Source organism: Methylomonas albis, assembly GCF_014850955.1.
Classification (GTDB): Bacteria; Pseudomonadota; Gammaproteobacteria; order Methylococcales; family Methylomonadaceae; genus Methylomonas; species Methylomonas albis.
In genome coordinates, this window is the sequence record NZ_JACXSS010000001.1 from 4,975,209 (window position 1) to 5,001,290 (window position 26,082).

The 26,082-nt window shown below is 51.1% G+C and carries 22 protein-coding genes; 7 read left to right on the forward strand and 15 right to left on the reverse strand.

All coding sequences use genetic code 11. The annotated features are described in order from the left end of the window. Positions 1–170: 170 nt before the first annotated feature. Positions 171–2,276 carry an elongation factor G gene (gene fusA / locus EBA_RS22400; protein WP_192376801.1) on the forward strand — a complete coding sequence of 702 codons (2,106 nt, stop codon included), beginning with the start codon at positions 171–173 and terminating at the stop codon, positions 2,274–2,276. A 151-nt stretch (positions 2,277–2,427) separates the two neighbouring features. Next, a complete protein-coding gene (gene fdxA, locus EBA_RS22405) occupies positions 2,428–2,751 on the forward strand; it encodes a ferredoxin FdxA (protein ID WP_192376802.1) in 324 nt (107 codons plus the stop codon). 91 nt (positions 2,752–2,842) lie between these two features. On the opposite strand, the gene EBA_RS22410 is transcribed toward fdxA, so the two are convergent. The 6 genes from EBA_RS22410 to EBA_RS22435 all read right to left on the reverse strand — a co-directional run bounded on the left by EBA_RS22410 (position 2,843) and on the right by EBA_RS22435 (position 9,939). Further along, on the reverse strand, positions 2,843–3,556 hold the full coding sequence (locus EBA_RS22410; RefSeq protein ID WP_192376803.1) for a DUF3240 family protein: 714 nt from the start codon (positions 3,554–3,556) through the stop codon (positions 2,843–2,845). A 98-nt stretch (positions 3,557–3,654) separates the two neighbouring features. Then, positions 3,655–3,960, reverse strand: a complete 306-nt coding sequence (locus EBA_RS22415; protein ID WP_192376804.1) for a DUF3240 family protein — start codon at positions 3,958–3,960, stop codon at positions 3,655–3,657. Continuing rightward, positions 3,957–7,019, reverse strand: coding sequence for an efflux RND transporter permease subunit (locus EBA_RS22420; protein ID WP_192376805.1), 3,063 nt, complete (start codon positions 7,017–7,019; stop codon positions 3,957–3,959). Before EBA_RS22420 ends, EBA_RS22415 begins: the two co-directional genes overlap by 4 nt. After that, complete coding sequence (locus EBA_RS22425) at positions 7,019–8,110, reverse strand: efflux RND transporter periplasmic adaptor subunit (RefSeq protein WP_192376806.1); 1,092 nt, start codon at positions 8,108–8,110, stop codon at positions 7,019–7,021. The genes EBA_RS22420 and EBA_RS22425 overlap by 1 nt, the downstream gene beginning before the upstream one ends. Next, complete coding sequence (locus tag EBA_RS22430; protein ID WP_192376807.1) at positions 8,107–9,417, reverse strand: TolC family protein; 1,311 nt, start codon at positions 9,415–9,417, stop codon at positions 8,107–8,109. The genes EBA_RS22425 and EBA_RS22430 overlap by 4 nt, the downstream gene beginning before the upstream one ends. Before the next feature lie 129 nt (positions 9,418–9,546). After that, complete coding sequence (locus tag EBA_RS22435) at positions 9,547–9,939, reverse strand: hypothetical protein (protein WP_192376808.1); 393 nt, start codon at positions 9,937–9,939, stop codon at positions 9,547–9,549. Between the two features lie 142 nt (positions 9,940–10,081). Here EBA_RS22435 and EBA_RS22440 point away from each other — a divergent pair, with 142 nt between their 5' ends. The 4 genes from EBA_RS22440 to EBA_RS22455 all read left to right on the forward strand — a co-directional run bounded on the left by EBA_RS22440 (position 10,082) and on the right by EBA_RS22455 (position 14,331). Beyond that, positions 10,082–11,053, forward strand: a complete 972-nt coding sequence (locus tag EBA_RS22440) for a Tim44 domain-containing protein (protein WP_192376809.1) — start codon at positions 10,082–10,084, stop codon at positions 11,051–11,053. Positions 11,054–11,059: 6 nt separating this feature from the next. Continuing rightward, positions 11,060–11,677 carry a class I SAM-dependent methyltransferase gene (locus tag EBA_RS22445; RefSeq protein WP_192376810.1) on the forward strand — a complete coding sequence of 206 codons (618 nt, stop codon included), beginning with the start codon at positions 11,060–11,062 and terminating at the stop codon, positions 11,675–11,677. Between the two features lie 98 nt (positions 11,678–11,775). Continuing rightward, on the forward strand, positions 11,776–13,764 hold the full coding sequence (locus EBA_RS22450) for a TonB-dependent receptor plug domain-containing protein (RefSeq protein ID WP_192376811.1): 1,989 nt from the start codon (positions 11,776–11,778) through the stop codon (positions 13,762–13,764). Further along, the gene (locus EBA_RS22455; protein ID WP_192376812.1) at positions 13,765–14,331 is read left to right on the forward strand and encodes a YfiR family protein; all 567 of its coding nucleotides are present in this window, start codon (positions 13,765–13,767) and stop codon (positions 14,329–14,331) included. Between the two features lie 83 nt (positions 14,332–14,414). On the opposite strand, the gene phoU is transcribed toward EBA_RS22455, so the two are convergent. The 6 genes from phoU to EBA_RS22485 all read right to left on the reverse strand — a co-directional run bounded on the left by phoU (position 14,415) and on the right by EBA_RS22485 (position 21,786). Next, positions 14,415–15,134: a phosphate signaling complex protein PhoU gene (phoU, locus tag EBA_RS22460; RefSeq protein ID WP_192376813.1), complete on the reverse strand. Its 720-nt coding sequence runs from the start codon at positions 15,132–15,134 to the stop codon at positions 14,415–14,417. Positions 15,135–15,144: 10 nt separating this feature from the next. Then, positions 15,145–15,978, reverse strand: coding sequence for a phosphate ABC transporter ATP-binding protein PstB (gene pstB, locus EBA_RS22465; RefSeq protein WP_192376814.1), 834 nt, complete (start codon positions 15,976–15,978; stop codon positions 15,145–15,147). A gap of 36 nt (positions 15,979–16,014) precedes the next feature. After that, a complete protein-coding gene (pstA, locus tag EBA_RS22470; RefSeq protein WP_192376815.1) occupies positions 16,015–17,670 on the reverse strand; it encodes a phosphate ABC transporter permease PstA in 1,656 nt (551 codons plus the stop codon). Beyond that, on the reverse strand, positions 17,667–19,943 hold the full coding sequence (locus EBA_RS22475) for an ABC transporter permease subunit (RefSeq protein ID WP_192376816.1): 2,277 nt from the start codon (positions 19,941–19,943) through the stop codon (positions 17,667–17,669). The genes pstA and EBA_RS22475 overlap by 4 nt, the downstream gene beginning before the upstream one ends. A gap of 215 nt (positions 19,944–20,158) precedes the next feature. Further along, complete coding sequence (locus tag EBA_RS22480) at positions 20,159–21,148, reverse strand: PstS family phosphate ABC transporter substrate-binding protein (protein ID WP_192376817.1); 990 nt, start codon at positions 21,146–21,148, stop codon at positions 20,159–20,161. Between the two features lie 131 nt (positions 21,149–21,279). Then, positions 21,280–21,786, reverse strand: a complete 507-nt coding sequence (locus EBA_RS22485; protein ID WP_192376818.1) for a dihydrofolate reductase — start codon at positions 21,784–21,786, stop codon at positions 21,280–21,282. Positions 21,787–21,842: 56 nt separating this feature from the next. On the opposite strand from EBA_RS22485, the gene EBA_RS22490 reads away from it, so the two are divergent. Then, complete coding sequence (locus EBA_RS22490) at positions 21,843–22,862, forward strand: asparaginase (protein ID WP_192376819.1); 1,020 nt, start codon at positions 21,843–21,845, stop codon at positions 22,860–22,862. An 89-nt stretch (positions 22,863–22,951) separates the two neighbouring features. On the opposite strand, the gene EBA_RS22495 is transcribed toward EBA_RS22490, so the two are convergent. The 3 genes from EBA_RS22495 to argS all read right to left on the reverse strand — a co-directional run bounded on the left by EBA_RS22495 (position 22,952) and on the right by argS (position 26,055). Next, positions 22,952–23,512, reverse strand: a complete 561-nt coding sequence (locus EBA_RS22495) for a FlgO family outer membrane protein (RefSeq protein WP_192376820.1) — start codon at positions 23,510–23,512, stop codon at positions 22,952–22,954. Positions 23,513–23,656: 144 nt separating this feature from the next. Further along, positions 23,657–24,298 carry an SPOR domain-containing protein gene (locus tag EBA_RS22500; RefSeq protein ID WP_192376821.1) on the reverse strand — a complete coding sequence of 214 codons (642 nt, stop codon included), beginning with the start codon at positions 24,296–24,298 and terminating at the stop codon, positions 23,657–23,659. Continuing rightward, complete coding sequence (gene argS / locus EBA_RS22505; protein ID WP_192376822.1) at positions 24,298–26,055, reverse strand: arginine--tRNA ligase; 1,758 nt, start codon at positions 26,053–26,055, stop codon at positions 24,298–24,300. The genes EBA_RS22500 and argS overlap by 1 nt, the downstream gene beginning before the upstream one ends. Positions 26,056–26,082 lie beyond the last annotated feature (27 nt).

The window sequence follows — 26,082 nt, forward strand, 5'->3', positions numbered from 1 at the left end:
GATTTTCATTGACCTTGTCTTTGAAGAAGCCGTGTGAATTTCGCCTCAGACCCTTGCAAAGCGAAGACCGGCCGCATATTTCGCTAGGCTAGCAGCTATGTGATCCACAACTAACCGTGGCAATGGTGCTGGGGTTTAAAAGTTTTTATGTCCATTTTTAGAGTATAACCATGACTGATCTATCGCTTTACAGAAACATCGGCATCTTCGCTCACGTCGATGCGGGTAAAACCACTACCACCGAGCGGATTTTGAAGCTGACCGGAAAAATCCACAAAATCGGCGAAGTGCACGATGGCGCGGCGACTACAGACTTCATGGTGCAGGAGCAAGAACGCGGCATCACCATTCAATCGGCTGCCACCACCTGTTTTTGGCCGGGTAGCACTAGCCAATTCCAACCACACCGTTTCAATATCATCGACACCCCTGGGCACGTTGACTTTACTATCGAAGTTTATCGTTCCTTGAAAGTGTTGGACGGCGGCGTCGGTGTATTCTGCGGTTCCGGCGGTGTTGAGCCACAATCTGAAACCAACTGGCGTTATGCGAACGACTCCAAAGTCTCTCGCGTCATCTACGTCAACAAACTGGACAGAATGGGTGCCGACTTCTACCGCGTCGTTAAACAGGTCGAACAAGTATTGGGCGCAAAACCGGTCGTCATGACCCTGCCTATCGGCGAAGAAGAAAACTTTGTCGGCGTAGTCGATTTGCTGACTCGTAAAGCGTGGGTGTGGGATAACTCCGGCGACCCATTGAAATACGAAATTAAAGACGTCCCTGCTGATATGGCAGAGCAAGTGGAAGAATGGCGCGCGAAATTGATCGACCAAGTGGCTGATCAAGACGACGACATCATGGAAAAATATCTGGAAGGTGAAGAGCCTACCGTTGAAGAAATCAAACACTGCATCCGTAAAGGCACCATCGCGATGGATTTCTTCCCGACTTTTTGCGGTTCGTCTTTCAAAAACAAAGGTGTGCAATTGGTACTGGACGGCGTTATCGAATATTTGCCGAACCCAACCGAAGTCAAACCACAACCCGAGACCGACCTAGAAGGCGTTCCAACCGGCGAATACGCGATTGTCGATGCCGACCGCCCCTTGCGCGCCCTGGTATTCAAAATCATGGACGACCGTTTCGGCGCCTTGAACTTTGTCCGCATCTACTCCGGCCGCATCAAAAAAGGCGATACGCTATTAAACACCTTTACCGGCAAATCCGAGCGTATCGGCCGTATGGTGGAAATGCACGCCGATGACCGCAACGAGATCGAAACCGCACAAGCAGGCGACATCGTGGCCTTAATCGGTTTGAAAAACGTGCAAACCGGCCATACCTTATGTGATCCTGACAAGCCGGCCACACTGGAACCTATGGTATTCCCGGATCCCGTCATCTCGATTGCGATTTCGCCGAAAGACAAAGGCAGCAACGAGAAAATGGGTATCGCGATCGGCAAGATGGTGCAAGAAGACCCGTCATTCCGCGTCGAAACCGACCAAGAGTCAGGCGAAACCATCATCAAAGGGATGGGCGAGCTGCATCTGGACATCAAAGTCGACATTTTGCGCCGTACCCACGGTGTAGACGTCAACGTAGGAAAACCACAGGTGGCCTACCGCGAAACCATTACCCAACGCACCGAAGACAGCTACACCCACAAAAAACAATCGGGTGGTTCAGGTCAATACGCGAAAATCGATTACATCATCGAACCAGGTGAGCCAGGTAGCGGCTTCATATTCGAATCACAAGTGACCGGCGGTAACGTACCTCGCGAATACTGGCCTGCTGTTGAAAAAGGCTTTAAAGCCAGTATCGACAAAGGTGTTCTGGCAGGCTTCCCTTGCTTGGACTTCAAGGTCATTCTTACCGATGGTGGTTTCCACGCGGTTGACTCCTCATCCATCGCTTTCGAAATTGCTGCCCGCGCCGCGTATCGCCAATCAATCCCGAAAGCGGCTCCGCAGTTGCTGGAACCCATCATGAAAGTTGACGTATTCACGCCGGATGCGCATGTCGGCGACGTAATCGGTGACTTGAATCGCCGCCGCGGCATGATCAAATCGCAAGATGCAGGCATTACCGGTGTGCGTATCAAAGCCGACGTACCGCTGAGCGACATGTTCGGTTACATCGGCGATTTGCGCACCATGACTTCCGGTCGCGGTCAGTTCTCTATGGAGTTCTCGCATTACATCGCTTGCCCACGCAATGTCGCGGAAGAAGTGATCAAGGAAGTTAAAGAACGTAACAAAGATAAATAAGCCGATTGTGATGGCCGAACACAGTTCCGCCATCACTTTGCTTATATTGCCGATCAGCCACCTGCCGCTAAACGCGGCAGGTGCATTTTTAACCATAAAGTTTCCGCAATGCACGGAAACTTGTTCATTTACCTAACCTTGGAAGAACAATATGGCTTTTGTAATCACCGAAAACTGCATCAAATGCAAATTTACCGACTGTGTTGACGTATGCCCCGTCGATTGCTTTCATGAGGGTCCAAATTTTCTGGTTATAGACCCCGATGAATGTATCGATTGCACACTGTGCGAACCGGAATGCCCGGCCAACGCCATCCATGCGGAAGACGAATTGCCTGAAGGTCAAGAACACTTCGCTGCGCTGAACGCGGAATTGGCCAAAAAATGGCCTATCATCACTGAAGTCAAAGACTCTCTGCCGGATGCCGACGAATGGAACGGCAAAGCCGGAAAATTCGCGTTGCTGGAAAAGTAAGAACCGTCGTTATCTCATGTAGCACTGAACCAACACCCTCCCAACCGGAAAGGTGTTGGTTCAACTCCTCGTTAAAGCAGCCGCATATTAGCTAGATTTCACCCTTATCCACCACCGGCATAATCCAGTAATGAATACCTGAACCGGCAAATTCGGATTTCAATTTTTCCAGCAAAGCGGAAATTGCCATTTTCTCGGCATAAATTTGAAAGCGCGCGGTTTGCTGTTCCGCGTCATCCGCTTCGGTGAGAAATTTAGTGATCTGGTGTTCGCCAGTATCGCTATTAAGCAGCTCTTCCTCAAAACTGCTTAGGCATTCCATCATCGGACCCTCCATGAGAGGCGGCACGATAAATGAAATGGAGAATTGTTGATGGTGAACGGTTTTGAAAAAATCGTCTTCGCTATTGAAACGATCAGAAGCATTTTTGATCACTTGCAGATATTTGCCGCGCCTACGATCGCCCTTGCGTTTTTCCATTATATCGGTCGACGCAGTAGGCTGATTCTGGCGGGGATCGTTATACCAACTGCGATGGTAATAAGGCCTAACAACCACCATTCTGCCGTTAAATCGTCGATTTTTTAGACCCTTAATGACTCTTTGCACCGAAAGTTCGGAATCCAGCGTTACCACGCCGTGATATTCGATAGTGCCTATGCGGGAATCCTGTAAGGCCAGAATCTCCACATCGACTATGCGACCCGACTTTCTAAACAAGCCACTTTTTAACGCAGGAGCCACAAATTCGGAAATTTCAGTATGCCTGGTATTAGCAGGAATTCGTCGTAAAAAAATATTCATAGGGCTATGTATGGCACAGAAAATAGCTCATTCAAAAATGTTTAACCGCTGTTTGCCTGAACTGTAGCATCCCCTGTGCATTTCTGCATGCTTTATGCTTAGATGACGCCTTGTTCGAGAGCCGGCACCAGCCAATAATGTAACCCGGAACCGGCAAAATCCGCCTTTAGCTTAGTCAATAATGCGGAAATGTTTTGTCTTTCGACGTACATTTGAAAACGAATTTTGCGCTGATGCCCGGCTACCTGCTCTGCTAGCGACAAACCCTGCTGATTATGATCGTGAACATTGGCCGGAAAACTGGTGAAACCCTGCCGCCATTCCAAGGACAACAGGTAATCCACCATGACTTCTTCCAAGCTGGGGGGCACGCTCAAAGTCAATAAAAATGCCTCGTGGCTCATACGCAATGCTCCGGGTGGCGGCCGAATAGTCGATAGAGTATCGGCAACAAGATGAGGGTCAGCAAGGTTGAAGACAGCAAACCGCCGGTGACCACAATAGCCAGCGGCCGTTGAATTTCCGAGCCTGGCCCGGATGCAAACAGCAGTGGAATCAAGCCGAAGGCGGCAATACTAGCCGTCATCAATACCGGCCGCAACCGCCGACCGGAGCCGATAATCACCACCCGTGACAGCTCCATGCCAGTCGCGCAGAGCTGATTGAAATAACTAACCATCACCACGCCATTTAATACCGCGATGCCCAGCAGAGCGATGAAACCGACCGAAGCCGGCACCGACAGATATTCGCCCGACAGCCACAACGCGAACACACCGCCTATCATCGCCAGCGGGATATTCGACAATACCAGCACCGCCTGCCGCACCGAGCCGAATGTAGAAAACAGCAACAGAAAAATCAATCCCAGCGACAACGGAATCACTAGCGACAGCCGGGCGGAAGCGCGTTGCTGGTTTTCGAACTGGCCGCCAAACTCGACATAAAAACCGCTTGGCAACTTAACGCGGTCGGCGACTGCCTTACGCGCCTCGTTGACAAATCCGACCAAATCGCGGTCTTCCACGTTGCTGCGAATGACGACAAAACGTTGGCCCTTTTCCCGACTGATGGAAACAACACCTTCCACCGGCGTTATTTTAGCCACCGCGGTAATCGGCACATGCCCACCGTTGGGCAAACTGATTTGTAAGTTCTCGAAGTTCGCGGTATTGCTATCACCCCTCAACAGCAACGGTGTGCGTTTCACGCCTTCCTGGACGATACCCATCTGCAACCCTTCTATCTGCGCACGCAACAGGGTTTCGATACTATTGCTATCAAGACCAAAACGGCCGGCGGCTTCCCGGTTTATGCTCAACTGCAAAAACTGCATCCCCTCGTTTTTGCGGGTAAACACATCGCTGGAGCCTGGAATAGTCTTTAGAACTGTTTCTATTTCTTCCGCTTTATGATTCAGTGTATCCAGATCGGCACCGAATAACTTGATCGCAACATCACCGCGGGTACCGGTCAGCATTTCTGAAACCCGCATCTCAATAGGCTGAGTAAAGCCGAACGAAATCCCCGGGGTATGGACCATGATTTTGCGAATCTCTTCAATGAGCTGTTCCTTGGTATCCATCCGCCATTCCGACTTGGGTTTCAGGATCAGGAAAGTGTCGGTATCGTTTAGGCTCATCGGATCCAAGCCCAACTCATCGGTGCCAACCCTGGAAACTACGGTTTGTACTTCCGGAATATGTTCGAGAATATTTTTCTGCACCTGGCCGTCCAACAGCACGGAATCAGCCAAGGTAATCGACGGTAGCTTTTCCAACTGCATAATGATGTCGCCTTCATCCATGGTCGGCATAAAGGTGCTACCGATCTGAGTGAAGACCAGCAAGCTCGCCAACAACATAGCCCCGGCACCGATAAAGACTTTTTTGTTATTCCCTAGACACCACGCCAATATCGGTTGATACCATTGCAACAATTTGCGCGGCAGCCAGGGCTCCTCATGGGATACCTGTTTCAACAACAGCGAGGCCAATACCGGGATTACCGTCAATGACAAAATCAAGGAGCCGCTTAACGCAAACACGATAGTCATCGCCACCGGCCCAAACAATTTGCCTTCCAGGCCTTGCAAAGTCAGCAGTGGCAAAAACACGATGATGATAATTAAAATCCCCGAAGTCACCGGCACCGCCACTTCGCGGGTAGCCCGATAAATCAAATGCAAGCGCGGCAAGCGCTCTGCTTTGTGGTGATCGGCCAATTGGGTAATCACGTTTTCCACCACCACCACCGCGCCGTCTACCAACATCCCGATAGCGATTGCCAGCCCGCCCAAACTCATCAAATTGGCCGACAGGCCAAATGCGTTCATCAAAATAAAAGTCGCCATTGCCGCCATCGGCAAGGCTAGCGCCACGGTCAATGCCGCGCGCAAATCGCCCAGAAACAGAATCAGTAAAATCACCACCAGCACGATGGCTTCCATTAAGGCCTTGGAAACCGTGTTGACCGCCTTGCCCACCAACACGCCGCGGTTATAAAACACATTGAGATGCACACCTTCCGGCAAGCTGGGTCCTAATTCCACCAGTTTACTTTCGAGTTGCTCGATAGTTTGGCGGGCATTGGCGCCACGTAGACTCAACACCACAGCGGTAACCGCTTCACCGTTGCCATCCTTGCTAACGGCACCATAGCGGGTTAGCGCACCGATGCGGACTTCAGCAATATCCTCCACCCTGATTGGCAAACCCTCATGCTGCGCCACCACAATAGCCCTGACATCTTGCTCATCCTTAATCCGCCCTTCGGCGCGAACTATCAGAGCTTCCTCACCTTCAGTCAGCCGCCCGGCACCGTCATTACGGTTGTTGTTTTCCAGCGCCGCCATCAATTGTTCGATATTGATATTGCGCGCCGCCATCTTGGTATTGTTAGGCACTACTTCAAAACTGCGCACCAAGCCGCCCAAAGCATTCACATCTGCTACGCCTTTTACGGTGCGCAAGGCCGGTCTAATAGTCCAATCCAGCAGCTCGCGGCGTTGCATCAGCGACAAATCGCCGCCCTCGATCGCAAACATAAACATCTCACCCAAAGGCGTAGTCATCGGGGCTATACCACCTTGAACACCCGCCGGCAGATTACCCCACAAGGTATTTAGCCGCTCTGCAACCTGTTGCCTGGCCCAGTAAATATCGGTACCTTCTTCAAAATCCAGTGTAATGTCGGTAATCGCGTATTTCGCCAGCGAGCGCAACATGGTTTGATGCGGAATGCCCAGTAACTCGACTTCGATAGGTGCGGTAATTCTTGCTTCCACCTCTTCCGGCGTCATGCCGTTGGCTTTGACAATAATTTTCACTTGGGTGGGAGACACTTCCGGAAATGCATCGATAGGGATGTGCATCACGGCATAATAGCCGCCACCCGTCAGCAATAACACGCCAAGCAAGATTAACAAGCGCTGAGTCAACGCAAAACGAATTAACCCGGCCATTATTCATCGCCTCCCAAACCCAACCAATTGGCCTTCAAAGCCACCGCACCCTTGATCGCAATTTGTTCGCTACCTGACAGCGGGCCTGCTATCAGCGAATCAACATCCTGCTTGCCACTCACGGTAACTTCGGTCACGACGAAACCGTCTTTGTTACGCACGAAAATATACGCATGCCCTTCATTTTGGGCGATGGCGGCATTAGGCACCTTAAAACCGGTTTGCGGGCTATTTTGCATGATCTGCACATTCACATTCTGACCCACTCTTAAACCGTCGGTTTTACCGTCTATCACCGCTCTGGCCAACACTGTCTGGTTGTCGCGATTGACACTTTGGCCGAGTAAGCTGATCCTTGCGGTGACCGTGCTATCTTCCAACCTTACATGGTCGCCGATTCGAATTGTATTCAAGCGCTCCTGCGGAATATTAATTTCCAGCCATAGCTCCGATAAATCGGCAATCCGATACAGCGGCGCTTGCAAGTCCAGCCTAGCCCCCAGACTGGTCATTCGTTCCAATACCACGCCGGCTATAGGCGAGCGGATATTGAGTTGATTCTCGAGTTTGCGAGTTTGCGCCAGAGTTTTTATCTCGGCAGCGGACATACCGGCCAATAACAATAACTGCCGCGCTTCATCGGTTTTGGCGGATTTATTGCCATGCAGCATCTGTGTTTCCTGCCAGCGCCGTTCGGCTATGACACCTTCCTGCAGTAACTTTTGATCACGGCGTTGCTCCAAGCCGGATAGATTCAATTCGCTACTCGCAGTTAAGTAAGCCTGTTGCAAGCCTACCAGCGCCGGGCTATTCAGCTGGGCCAAAAGCTGGCCTTTACTAACCTTATCGCCAATATTGGCCGGCAGCTGAGTGATCAGCCCAGGCTGGCTGGTACTGATCAATACTTCATGATCAGCCGGTACTACGACTTTTCCCGGCGCATAAAACAGCGGAACCTGCGAACTGGGCTGGAGTTGAGCGACTTTAATATCCAGATTGTCTATTTGTTCTTGAGAAATGTGGATCTGCTTATCCAACGCCAATGCATTAGCTGCTTGAATCAGCAGCACACCTAATATCAGCCGCTTCATGGTTGAACACCAACTGCTTGGTTGTAGAAGGCGATATTGCGCTGCAATTTAACCTCCTGTAGTTTGGCGTTGCGAATCGCCTCCAGACTACGTGCTTGTATTTTCAATAAATCCAGCAAATTGATTTCACCGGCGGAAAAGCTGATTTCGGTCATTTTCAGATGGGTTTCGGCGATTTGTTTCAGTTCGTTGGCTATCGCCAGTTCCGCCCGCGTCACTTCCAACGAATGCTCGGCTTCGTGCAGATTTTTCTCCAATTGCCGGTAAAGATGCTCGCGTTGCGCTTTGGCGTTATTCAGCTCCAGATTGACTTTGGCGATTTCCGGCGCGTTATAGGCATCGCCGCCAAACAGCATCACCACGCCGACCCCAACGCTCTCTATGTCCTGACCGCTGCGTCCGTCCCGTTGGCTTTTCGCGCCTACACTGAGCTTGGGCTGATTGATAGGATCAGTGGTTTTGGTCCAGTCAATTTCCGCCTGTTTACGGTCAATGATGGCATTGATGGCTTCCAGCATCGGGTGGCTGCTGGTCACGGAGGTAATATCGCTTTGTTTTTCCTGATAATTGCCCGGCACACGCGACAAGGTGGTCAAGCTGGCATAGGCTTTACGGCTATGCATCACCTCCGCCTCGGCTTGGGTGACCAACGCCCGATTTTGCAGATATTCACCCTTGGCCAACAGCAAATCCGCGCGCGGCAAATCACCCAGTTCGACCCGGCGCTCGACTTTTTTCATTAAATGCTCGGCAATCGACAAAGCATTTTGCGCCTGTTGCAAACCGATATTGGCGATTTCCATATTCCACAAGGCGTCTCTGATCAAGCGCGTCACTTCCAGCTTAACCGCCGCCGATTGCTTTTGCGCCGAAACACCGGCGCGTTCCGCCACGGCTTGGCCGGCATCGCGTTGCCCCCATTTCCAGGTTGTCACTTCAAATTTAGCGGCAGCCTCTCTAGACCCTAGATCATCAGCTATCCGGTCATCGAAATAATCCAAGGCCAAAGCAGTTGAACCGGCCACCCAGGAACTGCTGCGTTCGGCCAAGGCATCTGCTTCTTGAGCCAAGGCTTCGCCGACTAAGCGATCCGGATATTTTTCCAAGGTGATATCGACTAATTGCGACAAGCTCAGCGACGGGTCGGTTTCGATAGGATCCATGTGTTCGACGATCAAACTGGCCGCAGGCGCTTCACTATGAGTCGCGGCTAAGCCCTCGCCGACCGCGTTAAGCTCGGCAAGGCAAGGCGCCGCGACCAGAAGTAAAACAGGCAAACCGCATTTTAGATGACGGTATCCGTTCATAGAGCACTCCAAAGCAAAAATTAAATAAGGCTGAGCGGCCAAAAACCTGGAAGGCTTCAGCCATTTTATGGGACGAGAGGGGGCGATTAGGTGTAGCGAACCCCGCCGCGATGGCGGAGCATGCCCCTTTCAGCGCGGCGGCGCGCGGGAAGGGTTGTGACTGAGTAAGGGGTCCGGCGCAAGTAGGGAAATATGCGGGGAGTAATTAACTGCATCGATTTGGCGCATAACCGCAAAATCGGGAGCGGAGCTAACAATCAGATAAAAGGCCGGCATAAGCCTGTCCAGCAATTGCTGCTGCTTAATCACCGAACCAAGATTGACAATACTGTTTTGAATTTGCAGATCATGCTCGACAGCCGTAAAACCGGGGCCATCATGATCAATATGCAAGACTTCGAATTCGTGTAGATGCAAACCACCCGACGCGACATCTTTGCCGACATGGGCGTGCACTAACGGCGCCGCAATCTGCAAGAGCAGCAAAAACATAACCAGAAATTGACGCGAATATGCAACCATTTATGTTTTCAGGATGTCTGTGAGCTGTCGTTAATCAGTAGACGGTGGTTGTGTAGGGCAGTACGAAAGGCTATTCTACTTGAATTACGCGATTTTACCCCGAATATCGGCATACACTTATCCACATTAGGCAAACATTCCTATGAACAGAAAGATCGGTACCTTGGCAACATTATTCATTGCGCTGGCCTTACTGCTAGGCAGTGTCCAGGAAGCGCAGGCCAAACGTATGGGCGGCGGCAAATCCTTCGGCAGTAAACCAAGCTATAGTACGCCTTTTCAACGCTCTACCTCACCTAGCGGCGCCAGCAGCCAGCCGACCCGTTCGGCTAGCCAACAGCAAGCTGCTGCGCAGAATCAAACAGCCAGACAAAACTGGGCTGGTCGCGGCGGCCTGATGGGTATGCTGGGTGGCTTGGCCCTGGGCGGACTATTAGGCTCTTTGTTCTTCGGCGGTGCTTTCGAAAACATTAATATGATGGACATGCTGCTATTCGCTGGCGTCGCTTATCTGCTGTATCGCTTGTTTGCGGCCAGATCACGCCAGCAACCCGCCGCGCCGGCCGGTTACGGACCCGCTCACTCGCAACCGGCGGAATCGCAAAATTATTATCGCGAGAACCAGCAACCGGCAGCCAGTGCCTCTGGTTTCGATACCGATGTGCTGTTCAAAAAAGGCAGAACAGCAGGATCAAGCAACAATGACTATCAACAAGCCGCTAGTTTCGATGCAAACAAGCTGCCGGCCGGATTCGATCAGCGTGCCTTTTTAAGCGGCGCAGAAAGTGCCTATCGCTACCTGCAAGCCGCATGGGATAGTCGCGACTTGGCGGAAATCCGCGGCTTAACTACCGACAAGGTGTTTGTGGAAATTCAAGAGCAATTGCAAGCATCCAGCGCCAGCAACAAAACTGACGTACTGAAACTGAGCGCCGAATTAATTGATGTCCGCGAAGCCGGCTCGGAATTGGCAGCGGTGGTCTTGTTCGACGCGCTGATCAGTGAAGACGGCGGTAAAGCTGAAGCCATCAAGGAAGTATGGCATTTCGTCAAACCCATAAACAGCAATCAAACCCGCTGGTTCCTGGACGGCATTCAGCAATTTACAGAATAATCCGGCATGACGGCGGAAAGTAATAAAATCAGACAGCGCTACGATAGGCTGGCGCCCTATTTCGATGGCCTGGAAGGCTTTCTGGAAGGCTTGCTGTTCCGCCGTTTACGTAAAAAGCTCTGGTCGCAGGTTAGCGGCGCCCACATATTGGAAGTCGGGGTAGGAACGGGGAAAAATTTCCAGTTCTACCCTGATGATGGCCGGATCACCGGCATTGATTTCAGCCCGAAAATGCTGGAAATGGCCCGCCGCAAACAACAGCGCAAACAGATTGCCGTCGATCTGGCGCTGATGGATGTACAGTTCCTGGAATACGCCGATAACAGTTTCGACACGGTCATCGCCAGTTTTGTGTTCTGCTCGGTGCCGAAACCCAGAAAAGGCCTGAAGGAACTCTATCGCGTTTGCAAACCCGGCGGTCAAGTGCTGTTGTTGGAACATGTGTTAAGCTCCAACAAAGCCATAGCCACCCTGATGAATTTGTTCAACCCGCTAGTTGTGAATACCTTAGGCGCCAATATCAATCGGCAAACGTTAAAGAGCGTTCAAGCCTGCCCATTCCAAAAAATTCTTGTCGATTCCACCAGCGGCGACATGATCAAACTGATCCGCGCCATTAAGTAAATCCTCGTCACAAACCCGCTGAATAAGGCGGTTTTTACTATTTAGCCGCCGCCGTCTACAATGAATGCGTGCTTAATCGTGCGTAAATGACGGAAGTTATGGCAAATAAATTTAAATCGGCGAGCAGACGTCAGCGCATAGTGTTTTTCTGCACTGTCTTATGCACCGTCAAGCCGGTTGCTGCGGACGATACGCTTTCCCACCTAAAAGCCTTATCTCTGCAAGAGCTGAATGCGACCACGGTTTCCATCGCCTCGAAAAATCAGCAGCCTATCAGCGAAACCCCGTCGGCGGTATTTGTCATCAGCCATGAAGAAATCAGACGCTCCGGGATGCAGTCGATTCCGGAACTGCTGCGTAAGGTGCCCGGCCTAGAAGTCGCGCGCGTGGATGCCAGTCAATGGGCTATCAGTAGTCGCGGCTTTAACGGGATAAATGCCAACAAGCTGTTGGTGATGATGGATGGGCGTACCGTTTACGATCCGCTGAACTCCGGCGTTTACTGGAACGAGCAGGACTACCCGCTGGAAGACATAGACCGTATTGAGGTGATTCGCGGTCCTGGGGCAACGCTGTGGGGCTCCAACGCAGTCAATGGTGTCATCAATATCGTTACCCGATCGGCTCAGGAGTCGCAAGGCGTGTTGCTGTCAGGCGGCACCAGCAAGGAAGAACCCGGATTCGGCACCTTCCGTTACGGCGGCCAACTCCATCCGGATTTTAGCTATCGAGTCTACGGAAAATACAACCATCGCGAGGATTTTCATTTCGGCAACGGCGACAAAGCCAACGACAGCCTCGACATGGGCCGCGCCGGTTTTCGCAGCGACTGGACGCCGGATGCCCGCGAAAATCTGAACGTACAGGGCGACTATTTCAATGGCGACATGCAGCAATCGCTAAATAGTCTCGACCCGGTATCGCCAATTAGCGCGGACAATACCAAAAAATATGGCGGCAACCTGTTATTGCGCTGGCAGCAGACCTTGCATAACGATAGCCGCCTCCAGATCCGTAGCTATTTCGATCATGCCGTCCGCGACCAAAGCAGGCTGAACTATCGGCGCAGCACTTTCGACCTGGATCTACAGCATGATTTCAATTGGCAAGCACATAAGGTGACTTGGGGCGCCGGCTATCGGTTCAATAGCGATCAACTTGAGCAAAAACAGGTCTTGTTGCATTTCGATCCACCCCAACGCAACGTACATTTGTTTAATGTCTTCGCTCAGGACGAATGGCGATTTCTCGACGACGAACTGCGCTTGATATACGGCAGCAAAGTCGAACACAACGATTTTACCGGCTTCGAAATCCAGCCTTCCGCCCGACTATTGTGGATACCCAATCAACATCACAGCTTCTGGGGTGCCGTATCCAGAGCGGTAAGAGTGCCGGCGCGGGTCGATCACGACGTGAATGTATTATTCAACGTGGGGCCTGGAACCACTGCCAATATATTGGGAGACAGCAATTTCGACTCGGAAAGCGCTCTGACTTATGAACTGGGCTACCGATTTTTCCCCAGCGACATTTTTAATCTGGATACCACGCTATTTTATAGCGATTACGGCCGGCTCAGTACCACCGAACCGCAAACGCCGATTGTAAACGGCGACACTACGACTATCCCGTTTCTGATTGCCAACAAGGCTAAAGGCGAAGCTTACGGCTGGGAAACTGCACTGAATTGGCGGGTATCCGAACGATGGCGTGTGCAAGGTAGCTACAGCCTGTTTGCGATTGCCGTACATCAGCGCGATGGAAGTTTGGATAGCGCCGCAGCAGTGGCTGAAGGTAATAGTGCCCGCAACCGTTTCAACCTCAGTTCCTACTTCAATCTGCCGTATCAATTAGAATTCGATGCGCATTGGTATTACACCGACCACCTGATCAATCAGGTGCCGGCCTATCATCGGCTGGACCTGCGCCTGGGCTGGCAGCCGAATCTGCATTTCGAACTTGCTGTCGGCGCGCAGAATTTGCTGGACAACCGGCACCTGGAATTCAATCCAAGCTTTGACAACGCGGTGATCAGTAGCGAATTCGAACGAAATTATTATATTAAAGCCTCGGTGCGCTACTAAATGCTGCATCCAAGCTTGTCTGCGGTCTTGGCGAACACCGGCGCGGCTGTGCGGCGGAGCCTGTTAGTGCTGCTACTGGGCTTTATACTACCGACACAAGCAGGCATAGCAGACGAACTGCGATATAACGAAACAGAACTTAAAGCAGCCTATCTATATAACTTTGCCTACTTTGTCACTTGGCCGGCGACCAACAAAGAGTTTCTGTTTTGCAGTTACGCCAACTCGCCAGTTACCGGCACCCTCGCGCAACTGATCGAAGGCGAACAGGTAAACGAACAGCCGATTCAACTCATTATCGATCCCGTTCCCGCTCAATTGCACGAGTGCCAGGTGATTTATATTCCGGCGCAACAGGAAAGAATTCTCGCTGCGACGCTGGAGTTCGTTAGGCCATTCCCGGTGCTAACCGTCAGCGATATTGCCGATTTTGAACACCGCGGCGGCATGATCCGTCTGGCTAACGATGGCCCGCGTATTCAACCGGTTATTCAGCTAAAAAACGTGACACGAACCGGACTGGCAGTTAGCTCCAAACTGCTGCGCAGTTCGCGGATACTCGAGTAAGCATGACGTTAATCACTGCTACAGTACGGACATGATCAGGCCAGCGAAATCACCACAGCCCAGACTCAAACCGATGCATTCAACTAACGAACCGAGTTGACAGTGCGTTCCAGTTCTTCGCGACTGAGATGGCGCACATCCTTGCCTTTTACCATGTATATCACCTGCTCGCAGACATTGCAGGAGTGATCGCCTATCCGTTCCAGCGCGCGCGCGGCCCACAACATATCCAGAGCTCTGGTGATGTTGCGCGGATTTTCCATCATCTGCGTGATCAACTGCCGGGTGATGCTGGTGTATTCTCGGTCTACCTTGGCGTCCTGTTCGGTAATCGCAATTACTTCTTCGACGTCATTTCTGGCATACGCATCCAACGCACCGTTCAGCATGTCCTTGACCAAGTTCAACAGATGCTCGATTTCGTAATACTTGTCTTGATAATAATCGGCGCCTTCCAAACGCATGGTCATTTTGGCAATGCGCGCTGCTTCGTCGCCGATTCGCTCCAGGTCGGTGATGATTTTGATGGTAGCAATCAGCATACGTAAATCAAAAGCCGCCGGCTGGCGTTTGGCCATGATTTCGGTGCACTCATGATCAATGTCTTTTTCCATTTCGTTGACATACCGATCCTGTTGTACGACCTTTTCGGCATTTTCCATGTCGTTGCCCATGAAAGCCTTGGTCGCCAAATCGACTTGCTGTTCAACCAATCCGCCCATGGTCAGTACCTTGTTGCGAATATCTTCCATCTCCTCATTGAATTGACGGGAAATGTGCTGTTTTATTTTGCTGTTATCCATTGCCTACCTCCTAGCCGTACCTACCGGTAATGTAATCTTCTGTTTGTTTTTTTGCTGGATTGGTAAACAACTCGCTGGTTTCACCAAATTCGATTAATTCGCCCATGTACATGAAAGCGGTGAAATCGGATACCCGTGCCGCCTGTTGCATGTTGTGGGTAACGATCACGATCGTATATTTTTCTTTTAGTTCGTTGATGAGCTCTTCGATTTTCAACGTGGAAATCGGGTCCAGCGCCGAGGCCGGCTCATCCAACAGGATTACTTCCGGCTCAATCGCAATCGCCCGGGCAATTACCAGCCTTTGCTGCTGACCGCCGGACATTCCTAGCGCATTGTCGTTCAAACGGTCTTTCATCTCATCCCATAAAGCCGCGCCGCGCAGGGATTTTTCGACCACTTCGTCGAGTATGCGCCGGTCGTTGATGCCTTGAATCCTTAGGCCATAGGCTACGTTTTCATAAATGGTTTTCGGGAACGGATTGGGCTTTTGAAACACCATACCCACTCGCCGGCGCAGAGCCGCGACATTCACCGATTTATCGTAAATGTCCTCGCCATCCAGGAGAATCTTGCCTTTGATAGTCACGCCGTCGACCAGATCATTCATCCGGTTGATACAGCGCAATAGCGTCGATTTGCCGCAACCGCTGGGACCGATATAGGCAGTCACTTTCTTGTTCGGCATTTCCATATTCACGCTATGTAAAGCCTGCTTCTGTCCGTAGAACAAATCCAGATTTTCGACTTTGATGCAGGTTTGCAGCTGCTCGGCGCTTTTTCTGTCTTCCCTTTTCAACGCGCTAATGTCAATGGCGTGAGTATTCTTTTGGGCTGTTGTCATGATATAGGGTCCAGTCTTCCGGATGGATATGCGAATTTAATTTTCCAGGGCGCGGTATTTTTCCCGCAAATTGTTACGTATGGAGATAGCGAACATGTTCAAGCCGATAATCACCATCACCAGTAGCAGGGACGTCGCGTAAACCAAAGGCCTGGCCGCTTCGACATTAGGGCTCTGGAAGCCGACATCGTAAATATGAAATCCCAAATGCATAAACTTTCTATCCAAATGCAAATAAGGGAAATTGCCGTCCAAAGGCAAGGTTGGCGCCAGTTTCACCACACCAACCAGCATCAAGGGCGCGACTTCGCCGGCAGCGCGCGCCACGGCCAGAATCAAGCCGGTCATGATCGCCGGGCTAGCCATCGGCAATACCGTGCGCCACAGGGTTTCGGCTTTGGTTGCACCCAGCGCCAAGCTGCCTTCCCGGATTGATTTTGGAATCCGCGACAAGCCTTCTTCGGTGGCGACGATCACCACCGGCAAGGTCATCAAGGCCAATGTCAACGAGGCCCATAGCAAACCAGGGGTGCCGAACACCGGTGCCGGCGCGGCTTCCGGGAAAAACAGGCGGTCGATGTTACCGCCGATGATATACACGAAAAAACCCAAGCCAAACACGCCGTAAACGATGGACGGTACGCCGGCCAAATTATTAACGGCAATCCGGATCACGCGGGTAATAAAACCTTGCTTGGCGTATTCACGTAGATAAACCGCAGCGATTACTCCGAACGGCGTGACCACAACCGCCATCAGCATCACCATCAACACCGTACCGAAAATGGCCGGAAAAATACCCCCTTCGGTATTGGCTTCACGCGGTTCTTCACTAACAAAAGTCGCGAAATTTTCAATATATTCGATACATTTGTCCAACACACTCATGGTGTTAGGGCGAGTCATTTTTACAACCCGATGCAAGGGCAGGCTAATTTCCTTTTGCCCGGCTTCCGCAACCACCAGGCTGTAGCGTTTGCTTTCTTTACTTAGCTTGCCGATTTGTTGCTGGATGACTTGATATTGCTTCTCGTAAGCCTGTTTTTGCGCGGCAAATTCCTGCTTAGCCGCATCGTTCCAGGCATTTTTCAGTTCCAGCGCGCGTTGCTTTAAACGCAAGCGCTCCAATTCATAGTTGATCGCACCGACTTCGTGATCCTGCAAACTGTCGATTTCGTCGTGCTGATCCAACACGGTCGCCAGTTTTTCTTGCGCGGCTAGCCAGGCTTGTTCGCCCTGAGCGATTACTTGCCCATCTTCCTTAACTGCCAGTAAACGCCCATAGAAATTACCCCACTCGCGGCGCTCGATCATCATCAAATCGTCCGGAGTAGATTGGCCGTGGATATATTGCTGCTGTATCCAGCGAAAATCGCTACCGAGAATATCGCGGTTACCGGTTTTTACCAGATGCTGCACCAAGTATTCGCCATTATCCAGCAACTCATGCCCGGCAGCCCTGGCTTGCGCGGCGGGCAATAGTGACGTGGCCACCGCTTCCCCGACAATAGAACTCTCCGGGCCATCGCGATCTTGATAACGATATTCGATAATATCGGCCGGCCAAAAATGCCCCAAGCCCCTCACCGCAATCAGCAGCAGCAAGCCCACCACCAATATCAGATTCAAACTGACCGCGCCGGCGGTCATCCATATCCAGGGAGATCCGCTCTTAAACCATGCTTTCATCATAATGAGCTGTATTTTTGTCTTAGATTCTGCCGAATGACTTCAGCCAGCGTGTTGACCACAAAAGTGAACATGAACAACACCAGGGCCGCCAGGAATAACACGCGATAGTGAGTGCTGTTGACTTCCGATTCCGGCATTTCCACCGCGATATTGGCGGACAGTGTGCGCAAACCCTGGAAAATACTCAAATCCATCACCGCAGTATTGCCGGTGGCCATCAGCACGATCATGGTCTCGCCGACCGCGCGACCGAAACCAATCATGATCGCCGAGAAAATACCGGGGCTGGCAGTCAGCAAGACCACCTTGGTCATGGTTTGCCAGGGCGTAGCTCCCAAAGCCAGCGAGCCGGTAGTCAAATGCTTGGGTACGCTGAAAATCGCGTCTTCGGCGATGGAGAAAATCATCGGAATGACCGCAAACCCCATCGCCAAACCGACCACCAAGGTGTTGCGCTGATCGTAACCTATACCAAATTCCTCGCGCATCCAGGTCCGCAAATCGCCGTTAAAACACAAGGCTTCTATGGACGGACTTAACTGAAAAGACAGCCAGGCACCGAATATCACCACCGGGATCAGCACAACCGCATCCCAGCCGTCAGGGATTTTGTGACGGGTTTTTTCCGGTAAGTATTGCCAGAAATAGGCAAAAATCATCACCGACAGCGGCACCATCATCAGCAGCGAAAAAATCCCGGTGAGATTGGCTTCCACAAAAGGTGCCAGCCACAAACCGGCCAAAAAGCCCAAAATCACGGTTGGTAATGCGCCCATGATTTCCACGCCCGGCTTCACATATTGGCGCACGCTCGGCGCCATGAAGTAACCGGTATAAATAGCGCCAAACAAAGCCAGCGGCACCCCCATCAACATCGCATAAAACGAGGCTTTTAAGGTACCGAACACCAGCGGCGTCAGACTCATTTTCGGTTCGAAATCGTTGCTGGCCGCGGATGATTGCCAGATGTAATCGGGTTTGGGATAACTTTCGTACCAAACCTTGTTCCATAACGAACTCCACGATACTTCCGGGTGTTCGTTTTCAATAGTCCAATGATTGATTTTGCCGTCTTCAGACTGCAACAACATGGCATTGGCGCGCGGCGATAAGGTGACAGAAACAGGTTTTCCGCCGGCGATTTTTTCTTTGATTAATTCCCGCTCGGCAGTGGAACTATAAATACCGATCTCGCCGTTGGCGTCGGCCGCCAGCATGCCTTTGCGGCGCTGTTCCGGATTGATGGTAATAATCGGTGCGTCGGATACCTTAAACGAGCGCAGTTTTTCGATGCTGAAATGGTTTTGCTGATCGCGGACCATGGACCATTGCGCCATCACGCCGCTGGTATCGCCTATCAACAGGGAAATATCGCCGTTCAAAAACTCCATGCTGCTGATTTGCACACCTTGGTTCAGCACATTCAGCTTATGTTTGATCTCGGGCTTACTCTTATCGAGAATATCCACCACGGTCAAATCCCCGGAACGACTGCCCAAATACAGATTGCGCAGCTCTTTATCCAGCAGGATGAAATCGACGCCATCCGCAGCCATCTCGACCACCGAATCGGTGGCTTCCCAAGTCCCTTCGTCGTCGAACAAGGATTCTTTTTTGCTGAGGCTGCTCAACACCAGGCGGTTATCGGCGGTTTTTGCCAGCAGCGTGCTGTTTTTATCGCCCAACTTAAGCGCCAGTTTGGTTAGCGCCTGGCCCTGTTTATCTACCACCAATGGCTCGGCACCCAAGGGATACTGAATGGCCGGCGTAATGACCCGCTTGCCGTCGGGATAACTCAATTTGTAATCGTGTTTAACCACCACGGCGCGGCCATCCGATAGACCAAAGGCGATAACACCTTTATCGACGCCGCCGTGGGCGTAACTGGTGATTTGCACGTTATTGGGGATAGGCAAAGCGTCCACGCGAATAAGCTGACCAGTGGCAACGCTAAAAAATATTGCTTTGCCGGTGTCGGTAAACCGCACCGCCACTTCGTTCTGTTCTTCCATCGACAGGAAGACCGTATTGCCCAGCGCCTGCTCAGGCACGTCGTAACGACCGACTGCTTCCGCGTGGGAGGGCAACAGTATCGGAAAAACCACATACAATAGGTAAAAAAAGATCAACACCACGGCGAGAATAATGCCCAAACCACCGGCTACCACGCCGCGCTCCACCATCTTGTCTTTTACCAGACGCCAACGCTGGTAACGATCGCTAGTCGCTGTTTGCAACAGCGTGGCTTTTGGAATGGGACGGGCTTCGGTCATAACAAGGTATCGTTGGTTAACAAAAAGCTGCGCCGAACAATCTCAACGCATTCAGAGACAAAAAAGCCGATAAAACTTGGAATTATCGGCTTGATATTATACAAGATCATCCGCCATTACTTGGCGAGAGGGGTAATGACATTGTTTCTATTAGCCAATCCCTTGTTGCGTCCATGCAGAATTGTCCCTTTATCAGACATCCTTGGCTGATGTAATTACTGAACCAGCGTCAAGGCTTTTTCAACGGCCTTGGCTGGCAGTGGAATATAACCGTCTTTGATCACAACTTGCTGGCCGGTTTTAGACAACACCATTTTGATGAACTCTTTTTCCATGGGGGCCAGAGGCTCGTTAGGTTTTTTGTTGACGTAAACGTACAAGAAACGTGATAACGGGTAAGCGCCCGAGGTTGCATTCTCCGGCGTAGGCTCAACAAACGGTTGACCGTCTTTATGCGCCAAAGGTACGGCTTTTACACCCGAGGTGGAATAACCGATACCGGAATAACCGATGCCATTTGCGGAAGTAGTAACCGATTGTACGACCGAAGCAGAACCTGGTTGCTCATTTACGTTGCTTTTGAAATCGCCTTTGCACAATGCTTCGTCTTTGAAGAAACCGTAAGTGCCGGAAACCGAGTTACGGCCGTACATTTGAATCGGTCTGCTAGCCCACGCGCCGGTTAGGCCTACTTGCCCCCAATTGGTGACATCGTTGGCAAAACCGCATTTACGGGTTGACGATAAAATCGCATCGACTTGCGGAAGACTTAAGCCTTTAACCGGGTTGTCCTTGTTGACGAAAACCGCCAGCGCATCAATCGCAACCGGGACCGCAGTAGGTTTATAACCGTATTTGCTTTCGAAATCGTCGATTTCATTGTCTTTCATCTTCCGGCTCATCGGGCCTAGGTTAGCGGTGCCTTCGGTCAGAGCCGGCGGCGCGGTCGAAGAGCCGGCTGCTTGAATCTGGATGTTGACGTTGGGATAAATCTTGCCGAATTCTTCGGCCCACAAGGTCATCAAGTTCGCTAAAGTATCCGAGCCAACGCTGGAGATGTTGCCGGACACGCCGCTGGCTGCTGCATATTCGGGCAAAGCCGGATCCAATGTCGCGGGAGCCGCAACTGCTTCACCGCCGACCCAAGCAGCCGATGCAAAACCAAATCCTAATACCAGCGATTTCAGCCTGAATGTATTTTTCATATATTTTCTCGAAATGTTTAAAACTTAAGATTCATATTGCCAATCCAGCGTGACAATAGTATGAAGCGAATATGACAGTTTTATGACAAACACACCCAATTTTAATTACCCTAGGCGAGTTTCGCCAAAACCTAGCTCGTACTAGAGCCCGCGTGGACATTTTCCAGCTTTAAAAAGCTGTAAGTAAAATCAACGGCTTGATCGTTTTCGACATCGTCCCTGCTAACTTCCCGCCATTGCCTGGGATCAATCTCCGGAAAGAAGGTGTCGCCTGCGAAACTTTTATTAATCTCGGTCAGATACAAATAATCCGCGTAGCGCAGCATTGCCTCATACAAGGTGGCGCCACCAATCACGAATAATTCCCGACTATCGGCATAGCGTTGCAACACACTATCGATGTCGCCAAACACCCGGCAACCGGGCTGTTGATAACTTGGGTCGCGGCTGATAATGATATTCTCCCGTCCCGGCAAGGGCCGGCCGATGGCCTCGAAAGTTTTACGCCCCATCAATATCGGCGCGCCCATGGTGATTTGTTTGAAGCGTTTCAAGTCGGCCGAGAGATGCCAGGGCATTTGGCCGTTCAGGCCAATCGCGCGATTGCTGGCCAATGCCACGATCAGTGATATTTTCATGCGGAGTGTTTAAGATGGGGCTTGTAGGCGCAACATCATACTAGAAACCATCATTTATGAAGAAAAACATCCTGCTGGTATTTACCGGCGGCACCATAGGTTCACAGCTTAGCGGCAACACCATCAATACCCATGGCAGCGCCGGTTATAAGTTATTACAGCGCTTTGCGGCACAAGACCCCAAGCCGGATTCGGTAAGTTTCAAAACCTTGCAGCCATTGCAAATTCTCAGCGAAAACCTGCATCCCAGCCACTGGCCGCATATCATCGCTGCAATCGAAACCGAAGATCTGAGCCAATTCGACGGCATCATCATTACGCATGGCACTGATAGCTTGGCCTTTAGCGCTGCGGCACTGAGTCTTTACTTCAATGGTCTCACGATTCCGCTAATGTTGGTTTCGAGCGATCTGCCGCTGGACAATCCACAAGCCAACGGCGTAGCGAATTTTCTCTGTGCGGTGGAGTTTATCCGCCAACTCGGTCGGGCTGGCGTGTTCGTGCCCTATCAAAATCCCGGGCAAGCAATGCTGATTCATCTTGGCAGCCGATTGTCGTCTTGTTTGCCGTTAAGTAGCGACTTTATCAGCGTGCAGTCGCAGGCCTGGATGCGCTTCGAGAACGGACGATTCCAATCCCTGCAAAATTTAGAGCTAAGCGCACGCTCGCCAATGACGCTTAAAGCCGATTTTTCCAAACGAATTTTGTTAATCAAGCCTTATCCCGGCCTGAATTACTCGACTTACAATCTCAACAGCGTCGATGCAGTACTACACGACCTTTACCATTCCGGGGCGGCTTGCGCCTCGACGGTGATGGGCGAGCAATACAGTCTGGTCGAGTTCGTCAAACGCTGCGCGGCAAACCGCATCAAAATTTATCTAGCGCCGGCGCTATATTCGGAAAGCGCATACGCTTCAACTCGCGAGTTGTTGGATGTGGGGGCGGAAATGATCTGGAATACTTCGCTGGAAGCGGCTTACGCTAAATTACTATTGGCTTACGGCAATTTCGACACGGCGCCAGCAATTTCTGCCTATTTAGCGAATAATTTGGCTCACGAGCAGTGTAACTAAAGTTCGATTCTAACAATAATTCTGAACCAGCCTGCTAGAGCGTAGCGAGGAGCGGATTGCCAAGAGGCAATCCGCTTAATAGTTGAATACTATGGCTTAACTGGCGCGGGTGCTGGCGGCTTTTTAACCAAAACCTTGGCGTCAGGACCCATCGACACGGAATAGTCGGTGGAAGAAATTACGTTCTGGCTGGCAATATCGACAACCCGCAACGAAACGTAAACCTTGTTGTAGCCTGGCGCAAACGAACCGACGATGACAGCTTTGGCACCAACATTATTTAACGCTTCCTTGGTTTTATCAGGAAGCTGCAAGATGCCGGCTTCGTTTTTAGCAAAAATTTCGGTAGGCAATTCCATACCCATCACCCGGTAACCGGACCGATGAAAGGCCGAGGAAATTTGATCCGAGACAATTCGGCCAAACGCCAGAGTTTGCTCAAGTTCGCCGACATTAACCAACGAGTTGATAACCACTAAACTGCCTTTGGGCAAAGGTTCGCGTAAATCGAGAATGAGCTGATCGACAGCCTCATAGCTTACCTCAACCAAATCGTCATCTTTGACTTCGCTAGCCCGAAAACCCCGGCTGCAACCACTTAGCATGATCAGCGCCAACAGCATTAGCACCATCGTCTTTTTGTTAACCATCAGGCCTCTCCTATCGTAATTATTTAAGTTATCAGAGCTTAAAACAGCAAGCGAGTCAATCTAATTTACTACCGCAGTATACACAGCATTGCGCTGGAGAATTGCTTGAGCGACGCCAGACAAAACCCTGGACTTATTGAACATTTATTGACCACTTTCGGTAACGATGACACCGATGCCGTTTTTCTGCAGCAATTCCTTAATCGTGGAAACACTGGCGGGATTATCGTAAGGACCGACCTTAACTCGGTGCCAGATGACATTGCCGACTTTAGCCTTCTCGACCCTGGACTCTATGCCAAGCGACGCCAGCTTAGCTTTGTGGCGCTCGGCTTCCGGCGCTTCCCGGAAAGAACCGGCTTGCATGATGTATTTGGCCACCTTGGTTTTGCCGACCAACTGCTCGCGCACACGGGTTTTGATTTCGTAATCAGGCACCACCACTTCCGCCTGTGGCAGTATGGTATAAAAGTCGTAACGAGGCTCTTCCGGTTCCGCAGGTTGTGGCGGCTCTGCCGGCTTTTCCGGTTCCGCAGCCGTTTGGGTTTGCGGCTTGGTCGGCACTTCCTGTTTTAACGTTTCCACTACTTGCGGTGCTTCCGCTTCCGGTTTACCGGCCACCAGCTCCGGCACCATCTTGCGGATCATGTTCAAAAATACCCCGAAAGCCACAATCAGCGCGATGACCAGCAACCAACGCCATAACGCTACCGCAGGCTTTTTCGGCTTTCTGCGACTGTTAGCGTAACTGGGACTTTGAACGCGGTGCTTATAGTCTCTGGCCATTACATCGCTTCAGGTGTATTAATTTTCAATAGGGATAGGGCATTGACCAATACCTGCTTTACCGCACAAATCAAATTGATGCGGGCATTGCAAAGTTTGTCGTCGTCTACCAGGAACTGGTGCGCGTTGTAATAACTGTGGAACTGATTGGCCAGTTCACGCAGATAATGAATCAATTGATGAGGTTCGAAATTCACAGCTGCACGTTCCAACGCTTCCGGGTATTTCGAAAGTGTAGTCAGTAACGCGGTTTCCTGCTCTTCGGTCAATAGATTCAGATGTTCCATACCCAAATGCGGATTGCGTTGCCGGCCTTTTTCGTCGAGTTGGCGTAATACGCTACAAACTCTGGCGTGCGCGTACTGCACGTAATACACAGGGTTTTCGTTACTTCTGGAGGTGGCCAGCTTCAAATCGAAATCCATATGTTGCTCGGATTTGCGCATTACGTAAAAGAAGCGGCAAGCATCTCTGCCGACTTCGTTACGCAGCTGTCTTAAAGTGACGAACTCGCCGGAGCGGGTCGACATCTGTACTTTTTCGTCGCCACGATAGAGGATCGCGAATTGCACCAGCAATACTTTCAGTTTGGATTCGTCGGCGCCCAGGGCTTGCATCGCGGCTTTCACACGCGGGATGTACCCATGGTGGTCGGCGCCCCAAATATTGACGATCTGATCGAAGCCCCGATCCAACTTGTGCATGTGGTAGGCAATATCGGAAGCAAAATAGGTGGTTTGACCGTTGTCCCGCACTACCACTCTATCTTTTTCGTCGCCCAGACGGCTGGAGGCAAACCAAGTTGCGCCATCTTTTTTGTACAGAAAACCCGCGGCATCCAGACGCTGTAAAGCTTGCTCAACGGAATGATCTTCCATCAGTGATCGCTCGGAAAACCACTGTTGATAACTGACACCGAACTCGGCCAAATCCTCTTTAATGTCGTCCAGAATCTCATCCAGGCCGGCTTGAAATACTTCTTGATAGTCCTCTCCGAGCAAGGTTTTGGCCCGGTCAATCAACGCATCGATGTGTTTTTCCTTATCGCCGCCTTGAGGCTCATCGGCGGGTAAATCCGCCAACACTAGCGCTGCGGCTCGGCGGTATGCGTCGCCGGCTTTTTTGTGCAAATTAGCGGAAATCTCCCGCACATATTCGCCGCGATAGCCGTTGCTCGGAAAAGGCACTACTTCGTCGCAGGCTTCTAAATATCGCAACCAGACACTGGTGGCAAGAATATCCATCTGCCGGCCGGCGTCGTTCACATAGTATTCACGTTCGACTTGAAAACCGACTGCCGCCATTAAATCCGCCACTGCCGAACCATAAGCGGCGCCACGGCCATGGCCGACATGCAACGGCCCAGTGGGATTAGCGGAAACAAATTCGACTTGGACACGTTTGCCAGCGCCGATCTTGCTTAAACCGAACGCCGAGCCGGCATCTAGCACCTGCTTGACAATCTGGAACTGGCTATCGGGATTGATGAAGAAATTGATAAATCCCGGGCCGGCAATGTCAACCTTGGTAATAAGTGCATCGCTGGGCAGCGCCGCGATGATTTTTTCGGCCAGCTGTCTAGGATTAAGTTTGGCCGGCTTGGCCAGCATCATTGCCAGATTGGTGGCGAAATCACCATGCTGAACATCGCGCGTACGTTCTAAATTGATTTGCGCAATAAAATCGTTTTCGAGAATACCTTGAGTTTTAAGGGCTGTAACGGCTTGTTGTAAAAGGGATTCCAGCTTTTGTTTCATCGCGTTGAAGAATGGGGATTTATCGGA